We start from the raw sequence: 16,467 nt of genomic DNA, 5'->3' as shown, positions 1-16,467 counted from the left end.
TTAACCACATGCAATAGTTCAGCTCAGTGACATCGGATTCTACGGCGGTTATAGGCTTTTACGTCCCTTTTTTAGCCTACAGATAAACCGTGAAAATTGTGATCCCGTACTCAGATAGTGCATTCCGTGGTTGCCTTTTAACCACAGACTTTTATTGTATTCTCATTGTATACAATTAGAATACAGGATGGTGAGTATGAAAGTGATTGATACCCATAACCATGTTTGGCATTGCCAGGGAGAGCATTTTGCCTGGATCACAGACGATCTGGCGGCAATTCGCCGTGATTTTCTTATTGACGATTTGCAGGCCGTATTGGCTGAAAACCACATCGAAGGCGCCATTTTAGTACAAGCCATCCCTTCAATTGAGGAGACCGAATGGCTGCTGGAAATAGCTGAGCATCACGATGAAGTAAAAGGTGTTGTGGGATGGGTGGATATAAACCGCGGGGCTGGGATCGCAGAGGATTTGCAGAGACTGCAGAGAAAATCCCGCTATCTGAAAGGGATCCGCTATATGTCTCAGGGCTTGCCTGAGAGCCATTTAGTGACCCCGCAATTTATCCAGGGGGTACGTTGCGTTGGAGAGCAGGGGCTGGTGTATGAACTGCTGGTTACGCACCAACAGCTGGAGGCGGCAAGCCAGCTTATCTCTGCTTGTCCGGAAGTGACCTTTGTTATCGAACATGCGGCAAAACCCGCAGTTCGCGACGGAGAAATTACCCGCTGGCGTGAACAGTTAATGTTGATTGGTGAGGCTTACAGCAATGTTTTTTGCAAACTATCAGGCCTGGTCACGGAAGCAGATTATGCCCGCTGGACGGGACCTGGGCAGGCGAGCCAGGAGCTTGAACCTTATTTTAGCTCGGTTTTTGCCGCATTTGGTGATGAGCGAGTGATGTATGGATCTGACTGGCCTGTTTCTCTACTGGCATTACCGTATGCCGACACTTTAGGGCTTTACCAGAACTACCTGCAATCTCACCAGGCTCTTTCCAGCGATAACTTTTTTTATCGCGTGGCAGAGAAGGTTTACTCATTAAAGTAACAGGGGGGCACTTATGGAAGTCGTTCAATATATCCTCGGATTTGGCCCGGCAGTGGTCATTCCAATGATTATGTTTTTATTTGCCGTGCTATTTGGCGCAAAACTTGCCGATGCGGCGAAAAATGCAATGACGGTAGGTATTGGTTTTCTCGGTCTTTCGTTGCTGATCGGTTTTATGGTGACATCACTCAGCAGTTCGACAGAAGCGATGGTAAAAAACCTCAATCTTCATTATGAAGTATTGGATCTGGGCTGGCCGTTAATTAGCGCCTTCAGTCTGGCTGCGCTTTCTCTGCCGATTGTTTATGCGTTATGTTTTGCCACTAATTTGTTGATGATTTCAACCAATACCACCAAAACCCTTAACGTTGATTTTTGGAATTACTGGCACTTTGTATTTGCCGGAATCATCGTTGAACAGGTGACGGGTTCATTTTGGATGGGGATTTTTGCAAGTTGGATCACATTTATTATTACGCTAAAAATCGCCGATTACATTGCCCCACATGTGCAGAAATTCTGTGACACGCCAAACGTGACCATTACTCAGGCGGAGATCGTCGCATGGGCCCCGCTGGCATTTTTAATGGACCGTGTAATTGATCGCATTCCGTTGATTAACAAAATTGACCTTAATCTCAGCAAAATTGAAGCCAAACTAGGGTTTTTTGGTAGTCCGTTAGCGATGGGGGCCATTCTGGGGGTGATCATCGGTATGCTTGGCGCGCTACCGTTCAGCGATATTATTAAGAGTGGAATGAATTTTGCTGCGGTCATGGTGTTATTACCGACGATGGCGGGAGTGCTGGTCAGTGGTCTGGTACCGATTACTGAAATTGCTTCTGAATGGGTAAAGAAACGTTTTCCAACAAAGTCACTTTATTTTGGTATCAGCGGTGAAATTGCTTTTAAAAACCCTGCGGTATTGTCTGTAGGTATTTTGATGGTGCCACTCACGATCCTGATTAGTACTATTTTGCCTTTTAATACCATGATGCCATTCGCCGATATTCCTTATCTGCCGATATTTGTTGTCTTTGGCACGGTTGCATGCAACGGAAACATGTTCCGTGGATTAATTAATGGCATTGTCATCGTGTGTGGGATCCTGTGGTTTGGTTCGGATCTCGCTGTAGTGTCGCAGGCTTTGGCCGAAAAGGCACAATTGAATGTGCCAAAAGAGATGATGGCCTCATCAATCGATGGTGGCTCACACGCTATATCTTATATCTTCTACAAAATGTTCGAGCTGTTAAAAGGAATGAATCCTGCGCTCTTGTGTCTTTTTTCTATCGTAGTAACCGGGATTATTATTTATGTGCTGAAGTTGATTTTTAATATTAATAATAAATCAACGGCCGCGGCCTCATTAACTGCAAACAAAGTTGACTAAGAATACTGATAAACATCAGGGGAATATTATGATCACTCAGAATACAATTAAAAGTGTAGGGCTTAGTGTACCTTCTTTAACCTTCGGCGCAGCCAGCCTGGCTAATTTATTCAGAACGCTGAGCAATAACGAAGCCATGGACATTGTTGATAAGGCCATTCAGGTTGGCTGGCGCTACTTTGATACTGCACCACATTATGGCAGCGGACTTTCTGAGTTGCGTTTAGGTCTGGGATTACGTGGACTGGAGCGTAGTGAATATGTTTTGTCCACCAAGGTTGGTCGCCTGCTGCAATCCCGGAAACAAGAGCCAGGCCTTGAAGCAGGAGAATTTTTTTATGATGAGAACCCTTTTAACCGACAGGCTGATTACTCCTATGAGGGCATCATGCGCTCATACGAAAACTCTATCCAGCGGCTGGGAACCCGTTATATCGACATTCTCTATGTACACGATCTCGGCACTTATACCTACGGCAATACGGAACTGGAACGCCAACATTTTAAAACCTTCTGCGAGTCAGGGCAGAAGGCTTTAGAAGAGCTAAAGCGCAATGGTGATATCAAAGCCTGGGGCGCAGGCGCGAATGAAGAGGCAATCCTGATGGAGGTGATGGATAACGCTGCCCCGGATATCTTAATGCTCGCCAACCGCTACAACCTGCTGGAAACAGACCGCCATGCGTTCTTTGCCAAATGTGAAAGCAACAATGTTTCGGTGGCTGTTGCTGCACCTTTCGCTACCGGAGTTTTAGTCGCGAAAGATAAATCGAAGGCGTTGTATGAATACGGTTCCGCGCCAGCGCAGGTTATTGAAAAAGTAAATGCGATAGAAGCGCTATGCGCAAAACATGCCGTACCGATTGGTGCTGCGGCGCTGCAATTCCCATTAAGAAACCAAAATGTGGTCACCGTAACCTGCGGCGTTCAATCCGTAGAACAAGCGTTGACTAATTTTGCCTGGGCTAACTGGGATATTCCGCAGGAATTGTGGGATGAACTGGCCAGCATTGGTATTCAGTAAGCGTCATTTGTAATTGTGCGACAAAATTAACAGATATTGAGGATGTAATGAAAATAGTTAAAGCCGAAATCTTTATGGTTGATTTGAAACCTAAAGTAAAACGTGTCGATGCGATTCAGTCTTTTGTCTCACAAGAGACGCCGATTATTCGTTTAACAACATCGAGTGGAGAAATTGGTGAGGGCTATACCTACACAATTGGCACTGGCGGCTCATCTGTGGTTGCGCTGTTACGAGATCACCTGTTACCGAAATTGATTGGTCAGGATGCGACGATGATTGAGGGCATCTGGGAATCATTGCTGTTCTCAACTCATGCGACCTCGGTTGGCGCCATTACGTCTCTGGCATTGGCAGCCATTGATACCGCATTATGGGATTTGAAGTGTAAGCGCATGAATTTGCCGCTGTATAAAGTCGCAGGTGGTGCGAAGTCGCGCATGAAGTTATACACCACCGAAGGGGGCTGGCTGCATTTAAGCACTCAGGAATTAGTTGATGATGCGCTGGCTGTTAAGGCGCAGGGATTCTGCGGTTCTAAAATCAAAATTGGTTCTGAAAGTCCGGTGCGTGATATCGAGCGTTTGACTGCTGTACGTGAAGCGGTGGGGGATGAGTACGTGATCATGACTGATTGCAACCAGGCGTTTAAATTCTCGGAAGCCAAACAGCGCGCAGCGTTGTTGGAGCATATTAATCTTTCATGGATTGAAGAGCCGTTTCTGGCGCATGATGTTGATTCTCATCAAAAATTGTGTGAGTCAACCACGATTCCTGTCGCGGTGGGTGAGTCCATTTATTCTATCCAGCACTTCAAAGAGTATTTACAGAATAATGCCGCAGATATTATTCAGGTTGATGTGGCTCGTATTGGTGGTATTACACCATGGCTTAAAGTTGCACATATGGCGGAATGCTTTAATAAAATTGTCTGTCCGCATTTCTTGATGGAATTGCATATATCATTATGTTGCGCCATTACTAATAGCCGTTGGTTGGAATATATTCCACAGCTCGATAGTGTTACTCTGAATAAGGTGAATATTCGCGAGGGATATGCTTTCCCACCAGAAGAACCTGGTTTGGGTATTCAGTGGGACTGGCAGAAAATACAGGCTGATACTGTTGTTTACCATGTCATTGAATAAAACAATTTTTATTTTCTCAGGAATATATTATGTCTGAAAATCATGCTCAATTTCACGGTGCATGGTGCCCATCAATTACGCCTTTTGATCAACAAGGAAATATTGATTTATCGGCACTGCAGCAGCATTTGCGACGGTTGGAAGAGGCTGGGACTCATGTCGTATTGCTAATGGGAAGTATTGGGGAGTTCACCGCATTAACGCTGGATGAACGACTGATGCTTATCCGTGAGGCACGGAAAATGTCATCGCTGCCGCTGGTGGCAAATATCTCAGCTACCTGTATGGCGGATATGATATGTCTGGCAGAAGAGGCCTGGCATTGCGGGTATCAAGCAGTGATGATTCTACCTCACTACTATTTTCAACAAACGCCGGCCCAACTATTGGCATACTACCGGGATCTGGGGCAGCGCCTGAATGGAAAATGGTTCGCATACAACTTTCCTGCCCGAACTGGATGCGATCTGGACGCGGTACTGGTAGCGCAATTAGCGGCAGAATTTCCCAATTTTGTGGGTGTTAAAGATACTGTTGATTGCCTCTCTCATACTCGCGCAATTATTCAGTCAGTCGCGTCCGTTAGAGACGATTTTGTTGTTCTGTCCGGTTATGATGAATATCTTATCCCAAATCTCCTGGCTGGTGGCGCGGGAGTTATTTCAGGATTAAATAATATTTGTCCCGAACTTTTTGTGCAGGCAATTAAAGCCTGGGATGAAAATGATCTTACCCAGCTTACTGGCGTACAGCGTGAGATAAGCCGGCTTTCTGCTATTTATAATATTGGTAATGATTTTGTTACTACAATTAAAACCGCAGTGGCTCATAAGTTTCAGTATTCTGGGGGGAAATCAAGAAGCTTTGCGGGGGAACTAACTCGTCAGGAATCGCAACAGATTGACATAATGTTCAGTATCAAATAATCAAAAATCAATAACAGCATACATTATGCTACGGCAATGCTGTATTGCTGTTATACCTCTCTGTTATAAGGTATAGAATATGTCTTATAGAATGATATTAAATGAAACCTCATATTTTGGCGTGGGTTCAATTAACGCTATCGTTGATGAAGTTAAAAACCGAGGTTTTAAAAAAGCGCTGGTAGTTACTGACCACGATCTTATCCAGTTTAATGTAGCGACCAAGGTACTTGATATTCTTGATAGCGCAGGGTTGCCTTACCAAATTTTTGATAAGGTCATACCTAACCCGACGATTGACGTCGTGCAGCAAGGTGTTGAGGCATTTCGTCAGGCGGGGGCGGATTACCTGGTCGCTATTGGTGGCGGTTCACCGCAGGATACGTGCAAAGCGGTTGGGATAATCATTAACAACCCTGAGTTTGCCGATGTCCGCAGCCTCGAAGGTGGGGCTGACACTAAAAATGCCGCTGTACCGATGATTGCCATTCCAACGACCGCGGGTACGGCAGCTGAGGTGACTATTAACTATGTGATTACCGATGTAGAGAACCGACGTAAGTTCGTTTGCTACGATCCTCATGCTATTCCGGTCGTTGCCATTATTGATGCTGACATGATGGCCAGCATGCCGCCCAGTTTAAAAGCGGCAACCGGTGTTGACGCACTGACTCATGCAATCGAAGGATATATTACGAAAGGGGCATGGGAATTAACCGATACGCTTCATTTAAAGGCGATTGAGATGATAGGGCGTTCGCTACGCGGTTCGATACAGGGAATCGCCCAGGACGCTGAAGGCATGGCGGTGGGGCAGTATATTGCCGGGATGGGCTTTTCTAATGTCGGATTGGGCCTGGTGCATGGGATGGCCCATCCTCTGGGTGCATTCTATGGTACGCCACACGGCGTCGCCAATGCAGTGCTATTGCCGCATATCATGGCATACAACGCCGAGTTTACAGGAGACAAATATCGCCAAATTGCACAGGCTTTGGGCAATACTCAGGCCATGGTGATGCCGATCGAAGAGGCGCGTCAGGCGGCCGTTGAAGCCGTGGCACAGCTTAACCGCGACGTAAATATTCCCGCCCGACTGCGCGATATCGGCATGAAATATGAAGATATCGATGCTCTGGCAGCCGCGGCAATGGCGGACGTCTGTACAGGTGGAAACCCTCGAGATACTTGTATTGAAGAGATTAAGGCGTTGTACCGACAACTCTACTAATTTTTAACTTTCCACATGACCGGTAGAAATACCGGTCATGTTATATGCATAGCCTATTTAAAGCTGGAGAACAGGCGGTTGTAGGAGTTGTTGACGTGATGGGCAATGGCCTCACGGGTTTGTTCTATATCGCGGGCAATAATACCGGCGCAAATTTTCAAATGTTCTTTGGATGAATCAATGATTGAATCATTTTTCATTTTGTCTGAACGCAGCATGCGTAACCGGTCATACATGAAGGTCAGCGTTTTAGTCACAATAGCGTTGTGGCAATCGGATAGCATTTGTTCATGTAGCTCGTTATCAGCTTCGAGTAATAAAGACACATTCGAATCATGAAAACCGACTTCAATTTTATCTTTAATCGTCTGGTACCGTTGCGGGTCCTGGTTCTCCCATGACAAATTCAATACCATTATTTCAATATCTTTTCTGATCTGGAAAATATCACGTATTTCACTGAGCGTAATGGGTTTAATGGTTTTCGTTTTATTTTTGGAAGGCTCAATCCAGCCTTCAGTCATCAGGCGAAACAAAGCTTCGCGCAGCGGCGTACGGCTGACATTAAGTTCCTGACATAGCTCATTTTCTGAGATAGCCCCCACCAACTCATTGGCGATGATTTTGGCCTTCAATTGATGATATGTTTTTTCGCTGATGTTCATAGTCTGGCTTTAATGAGGGTCATAATCATGTTTAATGAGATACAAATTAGCCCCTTGTCACTATGAAATCAATGGGTAAGCCCGGTTGTACAACGAATTAGCTCGTGTTTCAACGACTCAGTCAGCAGCACTAACAGCCGCCAGCGCGTCCACATCCTTCTGCAGATGATGTTTTTTTACTCAGCGTGAAGAAACCAAATACCGGCGTTCATACCACGATACTGGCCATCATCAAGAAACTCTCCTGACAATCCACCTTTGCAAACTCAACGTTGAATTTGGCTTAGTGGAAGAGATAGCCGTTAGCCAGTTTGATGAGGATGTATGTAGGTGGTCTTTTGGCCGCCATGTCTCTGGCATTTACTCCTGATGAGGAGCGCTTTTTGTCCCTAAAAATTGTCCAATGCGACTAATGGTCAAATAAATTGTCGATTTCTCTAAAAAAAATGATCAGCGTGCCGATACACTGACAGGATATGTCAGCATTTTATATATAATTCATGTCAGGAAAACAGAAAAGTAGGTGCTTATGGCTGATTCAGCAAGGAGTTGCTCAGCAGAACGTTTAGTCGATATCCTAATAGAGCTGCAAACTTGTGGCGTTGTGAATCGCTATCAGTTGATGAAGAAATTTAATATCACTGAACGAACGGTCTATCGTGATCTTAATATGCTTTCCTCCTTTATTGAGGGGTGTGGTGGTGGAGAGTATCGATTGATACCGATTCGCGCGCAGAATAATAGCGCCTATGCCCTTCATGACCCTCTGGCAAAGCTGCTGGACGCCGACGCGGTTTTTCCTGATAGAGATGAGGATTTTTGGCTTAGCTTAGAAAAACGAGCGGTAGAACAGCATGTTAGAGTTCAGTTTGGTCGCCCTGAACATTCAGTCAGAAATGATTTGCGAAAGTATTTTAACTTATTAGAAAAAGCGATTCAGAAAAACAGTGTCTGTCATATTTTATATAAAGACAAAACGCGCACCGTTCACCCTTATAAATTAGTTAACCAGAAAAATATTTGGTATCTGCAGGCGACCGAGGACGGAAAGCTAAAGTCTTTTTCGTTAAGTAAAATTCGGTGGTTGGATATCCGGAAAGAGCATTTTACGGTCGATACACCCACACTGTCATTAATTGATGAGCATCGCGATCCTTGGGTAAGTGAAGAGACGTTTGAGGTGCGGGTGCGTATTAAACACAGCATTGCTGGCTACTTCGCAAGACGAGATTTACTGCCTCAGCAAGAATTAGTGCGTGAAGAGAATGATGGAGTGACTTTGCTTTGCAAGGCAGCCCATCAGAATCAAATTATTCCATTAATTCTATTCTGGTTACCGAATATAGAAATTCTGGAACCTGAATGGTTGAAAAAAACGGTCATCAACATACTGCATAACTACATCACTGGCGATCGCGACTCTGTTCCTGTTCTGGAATGTGATGCGTAGCGGGTAACAACGACTTATTGCACAGGAGATTTTTATTTATGGCATTACCTTTCATTATTCTGGGCGTCGCGGCAGCGGCAACGGCGTTTGGTGGCAAAAAAGCTTATGATGGCTACCAGAAAAAATCAGAAGCCGACGATGTTTTAGATCGCGCGCAGCGTCGCTTTGATAAGCATAAAGAGAGCTTTGATCTGGCGAATGAAACAACGTCGAAAAAACTGGCCGAGCTGGGTGAAAAAGAACTGAAGATCGGTAAAGATTTCAATGAATTTAAAACGATTGCCGACGATCTGTTGGCGCGTATGGCTAAGGATGGACATAAAGATCTTCGTCTGAAGGTACCGCAGCACAACATCAATAAAATTCAGAGTCTGGCGATTTCCGCCACGGAATACCTGACGACGGTCGTCGGTGCCGGGGTGTCCGGTGCTGCCGCTGGTTTTGCCGTGTACAGCGGCGTGATGGCGTTTGCCGCAGCGTCTACCGGTACGCCGATTGCCGCCCTGTCTGGTGCGGCGGCGTATAACGCCACAATGGCGGCTATCGGCGGCGGTTCTCTGGCCGCAGGCGGCTGGGGAATGGCGGGCGGTGCGATGGTACTTGGCGGCGCGGTAGTGGCTCCGTTGATTGCTATCGCAGGCTGGGCTTACGATAGCCATGCCGAAAAGGCGCTTAACAATGCTTATCAAAGCTCCCGTGAAGTGACAGCTGCGGTGGAAAAAATGAATGCGGCTGAAGCGCAGCTGACGAAGGTGCAGCAGTATGTAAATAGCATTTATGAATCAATAACCCGTATGCATAGCGTCTTTGTTCAACACTACTTTGAACCGCTGAAAGCGATGCATGCCATCATTGTTGAACGTCATGAGAAGAATATAACCACCGAGATTAGTGAGTCGGAAGAGATCATGGCGATTATCGACCATGGTTATGAATTAGCCGCCATCATGACCGACGTGATCACCACGCCGCTGTTCAAGCCGGTGACGCAGGAAAACGGTGAAGCCGTTATCGAAGATGGCGTGATCCAACTGCAGACCGACAGCAACGGTATGAACCTGCTGAACAAAGAGATTCTGGACGAAAAACTGGCGGTTTCTGCTTCTGAGTTTGACGCATTTTCTTCTCGTATTTAATCGACGCGCCGGGCGAATCTGCCCGGCATTGCTATGGGCGAGCACAATGAACACAGCCAGGTTTGACTGGGGTGAAGAGTTACATCAGACGGTGGTTAAGAGTCTGACCACCTCTTTTGGGTTGGATTTTCTCTTGCTGGAGGATAAACACGGCGGCGATGTGAATACCATTCATAACGCTCGCGAGGGAGTGTATGCCACCGACGCCGAGCGTCAACGGTACGAGCTTCGTGAAGGGTATGATTCTCATCATTACCATAGCCACGAAAACTACATTGCCACCAACCGGGCGGGAAAAAAGGCGCACGAGGCCGGTACGTTGACCGATACCTACACCGGTGAGAAATTTGCGGCTAATGATAAAAAGAACCTCGACCATATTATTGCCGCCCATGAAATTCACAACGATCCAGGGCGTATCCTTGCCGAATGCGATGGTGCCGATCTGGCTAATGATTCATCAAATCTGACCTTCACGAATGAGTCGCTGAATAAGGCGAAGAAGGCGAAAACGATGGATGCCTTCGTGCAAACGCTACAAGAACAGCATGCTGTGACCACGCAGGAAATTGCCCGTTTACGCAGCCAGGCAACGCTTTCCGAGCAAGAGCAAAAACAGCTGAATAAGCTGGAAAATAAAGCCGCCGCCGATTTTGAACGGATGAAAGAGGCCGACAAAAAGGCGCGGGCAAAATACAACAGTACGATCAATCAGGAATATTACACCAGCAGTAAGTTTGCGAAGAATGTTGCCACCGCCACAATGAACAATGCGTTTCGCATGGGAACGCGGCAGATGTTGGGGCTGATTCTGGCAGAGACCTGGTTTGAGTTCCGCGAGCGTATTCCCGTGATGATTGAGAAGCATCGTCATTCATTCGATGCCGGAGACTTCCTGCAAGATGCGGGGGAGGCATTACGCGCAGTCTGGCAGCGAGTGCAGGGTAAATTCAGCACTTTCCTGACGTCCTTTAAAGACGGTGCCATCGGTGGCGTGCTCTCCAGCATTACAACGACGCTGTTCAATATCTTCTTTACGACTAAGAAGATGATGGTGCGCCTGATTCGTGAGATGTGGAACAATTTGGTACAGGCCTTTAAAGTTATGGTCTTTAACCCTGAAGGGTTAGCGCCGGGGCAGCTCGCTAAAGCGGTAAGCAAGCTGGTGGCTGCGGGTGTGGCCGTGGCTGCTGGTGTGGTGGTTAACGAAGCTTTAGCCAAGATGCTCGTCTTTCCTTTTGGTCCGGAACTGGCCGCTTTCTGCGGTGCGCTGGCGACAGGTATTCTGACGCTGGTAATGAACTACTTCCTGGAACACAGCGCATTGATGAAAAAGGTCTGGGCGTTTCTGGATACGTTTAAAGATAAGTATCAGAAAGCACTAGAGTATTATCAACAGGTGAATGCTGAACTCGATCGTTATCTACTGGAGCTTTCGGCGTTAGAGTTTGCTATTGATACGTCAGCGTTATCGCGTTTCTCGCTGCATCTTAACGCGGTGAACAGTGAAATTGAGCGTGGTTTGTTGCTGCGTGCAGAGGTTGAGCGCCGAAATATTGCGCTACCGTTTGAAGCAGGGAATACCCGCTCTGTACGTAGCTGGTTAAGTAAGCTATGACGCTCACGCCCGCGTTTCCCTGTAACCAGTGTGGCGCTTGTTGTCGCCACGTCGATCGCGCCAGTGAAACGCAATTTCTTGATCGCGGTGACGGCATTTGTCGTCACTATCAGATGGAGACAAAGCTGTGCGCGATTTATGAAACACGTCCGCTTATTTGCCAGGTAGAAAAGCAGTATCAGCTTAACTACCAACAGCAATATAGCTGGCAGGAGTTCATTATGCTTAATCGTGAAGCGTGTTTAATTCTGGAGAAACTGTAGGGCGGTGTGCTTCACGAAGGGGTCAGCGTCAATATGTACTCATTTTTGACGGTGCTGTGACGAGATGAGATGCTGTGAAAACAAAAATCCACGCAATTGCGTGGATTTTATAGCTTTTTGTGATTCTTATGAGATTCAGCGAAACCTCATGAGACAGCAGATTTTATTTAGACGTTGAACAGGAAGTTCATGATATCGCCATCTTTGACGATATAGTCCTTACCTTCGGCACGCATTTTCCCAGCTTCTTTCGCACCTTGCTCACCTTTATAGGTGATGAAATCTTCAAACGCGATGGTTTGTGCGCGGATAAAGCCTTTCTCGAAGTCGGTATGGATTTTACCGGCTGCCTGCGGAGCCGTGGCACCGACAGGAATGGTCCATGCACGGACTTCTTTCACGCCAGCGGTGAAGTAGGTCTGCAGGTTCAGCAATTCGTAGCCAGCACGGATAACGCGGTTCAGGCCCGGCTCTTCCAGACCCATTTCAGCCATGAATTCTTCACGGTCAGCATCATCGAGTTCTGCGATGTCAGCTTCAACGGCTGCGCAAACGGCAACCACAACAGAACCTTCGGCAGCCGCGATTTCGCGCACTTTATCGAGGTACGGGTTATTTTCAAAACCGTCTTCGTTGACGTTGGCGATGTACATTGTTGGCTTCAGCGTCAGGAAACTCAGGTATTTGATAGCCGCTTTGTCTTCGTCAGTCAGCGTTTTCAGCGCGCGCAGCATGCCAGCGTTTTCCAGCTGTGGCAGGCATTTTTCCAGCGCAGCCAGTTCTGCTTTAGCGTCTTTGTCGCCGCCTTTGGCCTTCTTCTGCACGCGATGGATAGCGCGCTCACAGGTGTCGAGGTCGGACAACGCCAGCTCGGTATTGATAACTTCAATGTCATCAGCCGGATCCACTTTGTTATTAACGTGGATGATGTTGTCGTTTTCAAAGCAACGCACCACGTGGCCGATAGCTTCGGTTTCACGGATGTTGGTCAGGAATTGGTTACCCAGACCTTCACCTTTGGACGCGCCTTTTACCAGACCGGCGATGTCGACGAATTCCATCGTTGTTGGCAGGATACGCTGCGGTTTGACGATTTCGGCCAGCTGATCCAGACGCGGATCGGGCATCGGGACAACACCGGTGTTCGGCTCGATAGTACAGAACGGGAAGTTTGCCGCTTCAATACCCGCTTTTGTGAGCGCGTTGAACAGGGTGGATTTGCCTACGTTTGGCAAACCGACGATACCGCATTTGAATCCCATGTTTAAATCACCTTAATCTTTTGATATTCAACCTGTTATGGAAAACAGATTGTAGAAATGTAAATAACTTTGCCTATTATACACAGCACGCGAGAAAAATGCCGCACATCGCTGCTTATTGCGCTTTAAAGGTGTGTAACCGGCTCGTCGCTTTGGTCAGGCCGTCTTTGAACAATATCTCGGTACAACGTGCCGCTTCGTCAATTGCTTCATCAATTAACTTCTGTTCTGAAACAGGCGGTTTGCCTAAAACAAATCCGACAACTTTGTTTTTATCGCCCGGATGGCCAATTCCAACGCGTAAACGATGAAAGTTGGGGTTATTACCTAACTTACTAATGATGTCTTTCAGGCCATTATGTCCGCCATGACCGCCGCCAAGCTTAAATTTGGCCACGCCAGGGGGCAGGTCTAACTCATCGTGTGCGACCAAAATTTCATCGGGGTTAATACGATAAAAACTGGCCATCGCACCGACAGCCTTGCCGCTCAGATTCATAAATGTGGTTGGCACCAGCAGACGGACGTCTTCACCTTCAAGCGTAACTCTGGAGGTGTAGCCGAAGAATTTCGGCTCATCGCGCAGGGGAGCGCGTAATCTTTCTGCCAGCAGATCGACATACCATGCGCCTGCATTGTGTCGCGTTGCCGCATACTCTGCGCCGGGGTTTGCCAGGCCGACAATCAATTTAATCGCCACGTGTTTTGTCCTGAGTGTTTCGATAAACGACGTGTAGTTTACTGTCTGACGCTGCTGTTGACAAAAAACTGCGTGCTTATCGCCAAAAGCTGAATAATTGCACAAATGGACTATTAGAAAATGAGTATGTTCAGTAGCTTATTTGTAAAGTTTTGTTGCATGAGTGTTTGTAATTGTGATCGCTCCCGCACTTGCGAACGGCAGTGTTGTCTATACTTTACACATAAGGATTAGGGGTATTCCCTGTAACAACCCAAAGTTCCGGAGGTGACACATGAAACGCAAAAACGCTTCGTTACTCGGTAACGTGCTCATGGCTTTAGGGTTGGTGGTGATGGTGGGTGGTGTTGGTTACTCTATTTTAAACCAACTGCCGCAATTTAATCTGCCACAGTTTTTCGCACATGGTGCCGTGCTCAGTATTTTTGTTGGTGGTGTCCTCTGGTTGGCGGGTGCCAGAGTGGGGGGGCACGAACAAATCAGCGATCGTTACTGGTGGGTGCGCCACTATGACAAACGCTGCCGTCGCGGTGATACCAATCACCGGCATAACTAAATAGCTCTCCCAACTCGGAGTGCAGTTGTTTGAACACAAAGTCCTGGTTTAAAAACCAGGGCTCTGCTTGTTCGTCAGTACTGGATTAAACGACTTCTACCCTTGGTGGCATACTACAAAGAAGCGTTATTCGAATAACCGATAATGTAACGCTTTGATCGCGCTGTCTGCATTGTCAGCCGGCAACAGAATACTCAGGTTGTCGTTTGACGCCCCATGGCAAATCATTCGTACCGTATGCTCTTCAAGCCAGGCAAAAACGTCTTTGCAAACTCCCGCAGCCTGTGTGAGTTGATTCCCCACCAAAGTGACCAGCGCCAGCCCGGTTTCCACTTCCACACGACAGTGGGAGGACAAGGCGGTAAACAATGCGGTGGTCAGCACATGGTCTTCACCTGAGGTTGCATGAGTGGCGTCCAGCGCAAGCGCAATACTATTCTCTGAGGTTGTAACCAAATCCACCGTGACCGCATGGCGAGCTAAAATGGCGAAGGACTGCGCCAGGAAAGAACAGGAAGGTTGCTTCTCCAGACTGTGTAACCGCAACAGCGTCTGTTTACGACGCACGGCGAGCGCGCGATAGCGAGGTGGATTATCGGTGGTGTTGTGCACCAGCGTACCTCCGGCGGCAGTATCCTTACTTGAGCCAACAAAGACCGGAATGCTTTTACGCATTGCCGGGAGCAGTGTCGCCGGGTGGAGGACCTTCGCACCGTAGGCGGCCATATCGCTGGCCTCGGAAAATGAGATATGGTCGATTCGTTTGGCCCGCGGCGCAATGCGTGGGTCGGTGGTGTAGATCCCTGCGACGTCGGTCCAGATGTCAACGCGTGTGGCGTGAAGCGCCTCACCGAGAAGCGTAGCCGTGTAATCACTACCGCCGCGTCCAAGCGTTGTGGTGTGCCCTGCGGCATCACGCCCGATAAATCCCTGAGTCACCATAATCGCTTGCTCAAGACGAGGGCGCAGGTGAGTCTCCACCTGGTGGTGCAGTGTGCCAAGCTCGGGTTCGGCACAGCCGAAGTTCGAGTTAGTACGCATCACGCTACGGGCGTCAAACCACCCGGCCTCAGCATGCCGTTCACGTAAGACTTCAGTAAACAGTAGCGAGGACATCAGCTCGCCATGGCTGACTAATTCATCGCTTAACGCATCAGACGGCGAAACCATCGCCGTTTGTGCAAGACGACGGATATTGTTTAGAAGATTATCGATTTCCGTGCTGATAACGGACGGCTGCTTCAGGCGGGAAATAATGTTGTATTGGATGGCGCGTAAAGTCTCAATCTTATCTAATTGTTGATGTGTTTCCAGACCTTCAGAAAGCTCAACCAGTAAGTTTGTCACGCCTGCCGAAGCAGACAAAACGACTAAACGGACATCTTGATCAGCAAGGACAATGCTGGCGCTGCGGTTCATCGCATCAAAATCAGCGACGCTGGTGCCGCCAAATTTGGCAACGACAGATGGTGGATAAATGCGAGTCATAACAATCTCATATCAGGGCGCCATAAAAGTATGGCTAGAAAATTTTCATTCTCGGCATAAGGGAACGACGTTCGCCTTACGAAATGTCCGCCCGCGAACATTTCTGCTGACAACCCAGGGAATACCTGTTGTCGATAACGCGTGTCGCCTGTACGCGTTATCGGGTGCTGCGCATTAATTTTATCTACATAGCCTGCAAATAAGCGCGCCATACTAAGTGATTTATATTTAGGGATCGACTTTTTTATTCGATTTATCGACAAATAAGTGAAAAATCATGGCATCACAAGATATCGCGAGCATCATTAATGGTAAAAACGTGTAAAAAAATAATAAAAACACGAAAATTCCATGGTTTTTATTAGATTGTCTGCGTTGCAATTAGCTACAACATTGTTAATTAAATAGATATATTTCTTTAGGATTTAGTAATGGTAAATAGTTGTTACGCTTTGAATTTAAAGGGAAAAGTTGTTATTTTCAATGCCGAAAAATAAATGATTGAGTCCTAAGCTAAAACAACATATATTAGCCGCGCTTTTTTACAGGTAATCCT

Annotated in this window: 15 protein-coding genes; 11 read left to right on the top strand and 4 right to left on the bottom strand. The window is 47.1% G+C overall.

Features of this window, described 5'->3' with window-relative positions; all coding sequences use genetic code 11:
• The first annotated feature begins 196 nt into the window (after positions 1-196).
• From OGX97_RS09575 to fucO, 6 genes are all read left to right on the top strand, one after another.
• Complete coding sequence (locus tag OGX97_RS09575) at positions 197-1,051, top strand: amidohydrolase family protein (RefSeq protein ID WP_103014332.1); 855 nt, start codon at positions 197-199, stop codon at positions 1,049-1,051.
• A gap of 13 nt (positions 1,052-1,064) precedes the next feature.
• Positions 1,065-2,444, top strand: coding sequence for a PTS transporter subunit IIC (locus tag OGX97_RS09570; protein WP_235127390.1), 1,380 nt, complete (start codon positions 1,065-1,067; stop codon positions 2,442-2,444).
• A gap of 28 nt (positions 2,445-2,472) precedes the next feature.
• Positions 2,473-3,468, top strand: a complete 996-nt coding sequence (locus OGX97_RS09565; protein ID WP_279850657.1) for an aldo/keto reductase — start codon at positions 2,473-2,475, stop codon at positions 3,466-3,468.
• A 47-nt stretch (positions 3,469-3,515) separates the two neighbouring features.
• Positions 3,516-4,616, top strand: a complete 1,101-nt coding sequence (locus tag OGX97_RS09560) for a mandelate racemase/muconate lactonizing enzyme family protein (RefSeq protein ID WP_048216226.1) — start codon at positions 3,516-3,518, stop codon at positions 4,614-4,616.
• Between the two features lie 29 nt (positions 4,617-4,645).
• Positions 4,646-5,542 carry a dihydrodipicolinate synthase family protein gene (locus OGX97_RS09555; protein WP_235127392.1) on the top strand — a complete coding sequence of 299 codons (897 nt, stop codon included), beginning with the start codon at positions 4,646-4,648 and terminating at the stop codon, positions 5,540-5,542.
• 79 nt (positions 5,543-5,621) lie between these two features.
• A complete protein-coding gene (fucO, locus tag OGX97_RS09550) occupies positions 5,622-6,773 on the top strand; it encodes a lactaldehyde reductase (RefSeq protein ID WP_235127393.1) in 1,152 nt (383 codons plus the stop codon).
• A gap of 53 nt (positions 6,774-6,826) precedes the next feature.
• Here the strand turns inward: fucO and OGX97_RS09545 are convergent, their stop codons facing one another.
• Entirely contained in the window at positions 6,827-7,438 is a 612-nt protein-coding gene (locus OGX97_RS09545; protein WP_048216229.1) for a GntR family transcriptional regulator, read from the bottom strand.
• A 529-nt stretch (positions 7,439-7,967) separates the two neighbouring features.
• Here OGX97_RS09545 and OGX97_RS09540 point away from each other — a divergent pair.
• From OGX97_RS09540 to OGX97_RS09525, 4 genes are read left to right on the top strand one after another with little or no spacing between them, the layout of a single operon-like run.
• Positions 7,968-8,888, top strand: a complete 921-nt coding sequence (locus OGX97_RS09540) for a helix-turn-helix transcriptional regulator (RefSeq protein WP_057066756.1) — start codon at positions 7,968-7,970, stop codon at positions 8,886-8,888.
• Positions 8,889-8,926: 38 nt separating this feature from the next.
• Complete coding sequence (locus OGX97_RS09535; RefSeq protein WP_048216231.1) at positions 8,927-10,024, top strand: hypothetical protein; 1,098 nt, start codon at positions 8,927-8,929, stop codon at positions 10,022-10,024.
• Between the two features lie 46 nt (positions 10,025-10,070).
• On the top strand, positions 10,071-11,642 hold the full coding sequence (locus tag OGX97_RS09530; RefSeq protein ID WP_279850654.1) for a cobalamin adenosyltransferase: 1,572 nt from the start codon (positions 10,071-10,073) through the stop codon (positions 11,640-11,642).
• Positions 11,639-11,905: a YkgJ family cysteine cluster protein gene (locus OGX97_RS09525; protein ID WP_128612290.1), complete on the top strand. Its 267-nt coding sequence runs from the start codon at positions 11,639-11,641 to the stop codon at positions 11,903-11,905. Before OGX97_RS09530 ends, OGX97_RS09525 begins: the two co-directional genes overlap by 4 nt.
• A 167-nt stretch (positions 11,906-12,072) precedes the next feature.
• Here the strand turns inward: OGX97_RS09525 and ychF are convergent, their stop codons facing one another.
• A complete protein-coding gene (gene ychF / locus OGX97_RS09520; RefSeq protein ID WP_003020818.1) occupies positions 12,073-13,167 on the bottom strand; it encodes a redox-regulated ATPase YchF in 1,095 nt (364 codons plus the stop codon).
• 115 nt (positions 13,168-13,282) lie between these two features.
• The gene (gene pth, locus OGX97_RS09515; protein ID WP_003020814.1) at positions 13,283-13,867 is read right to left on the bottom strand and encodes an aminoacyl-tRNA hydrolase; all 585 of its coding nucleotides are present in this window, start codon (positions 13,865-13,867) and stop codon (positions 13,283-13,285) included.
• Positions 13,868-14,141: 274 nt separating this feature from the next.
• On the opposite strand from pth, the gene ychH reads away from it, so the two are divergent.
• Positions 14,142-14,423 carry a stress-induced protein YchH gene (gene ychH, locus OGX97_RS09510; protein WP_003833480.1) on the top strand — a complete coding sequence of 94 codons (282 nt, stop codon included), beginning with the start codon at positions 14,142-14,144 and terminating at the stop codon, positions 14,421-14,423.
• A 126-nt stretch (positions 14,424-14,549) separates the two neighbouring features.
• Here the strand turns inward: ychH and lysC are convergent, their stop codons facing one another.
• Positions 14,550-15,911 carry a lysine-sensitive aspartokinase 3 gene (lysC, locus tag OGX97_RS09505; protein WP_048224056.1) on the bottom strand — a complete coding sequence of 454 codons (1,362 nt, stop codon included), beginning with the start codon at positions 15,909-15,911 and terminating at the stop codon, positions 14,550-14,552.
• Between the last annotated feature and the right edge of the window lie 556 nt (positions 15,912-16,467).

The sequence above is a fragment of the Citrobacter sp. Cpo061 genome, assembly GCF_030332845.1.
Classification (GTDB): domain Bacteria; phylum Pseudomonadota; class Gammaproteobacteria; order Enterobacterales; family Enterobacteriaceae; genus Citrobacter; species Citrobacter portucalensis.
This window is presented reverse-complemented; position numbering and strand designations above follow the sequence as displayed.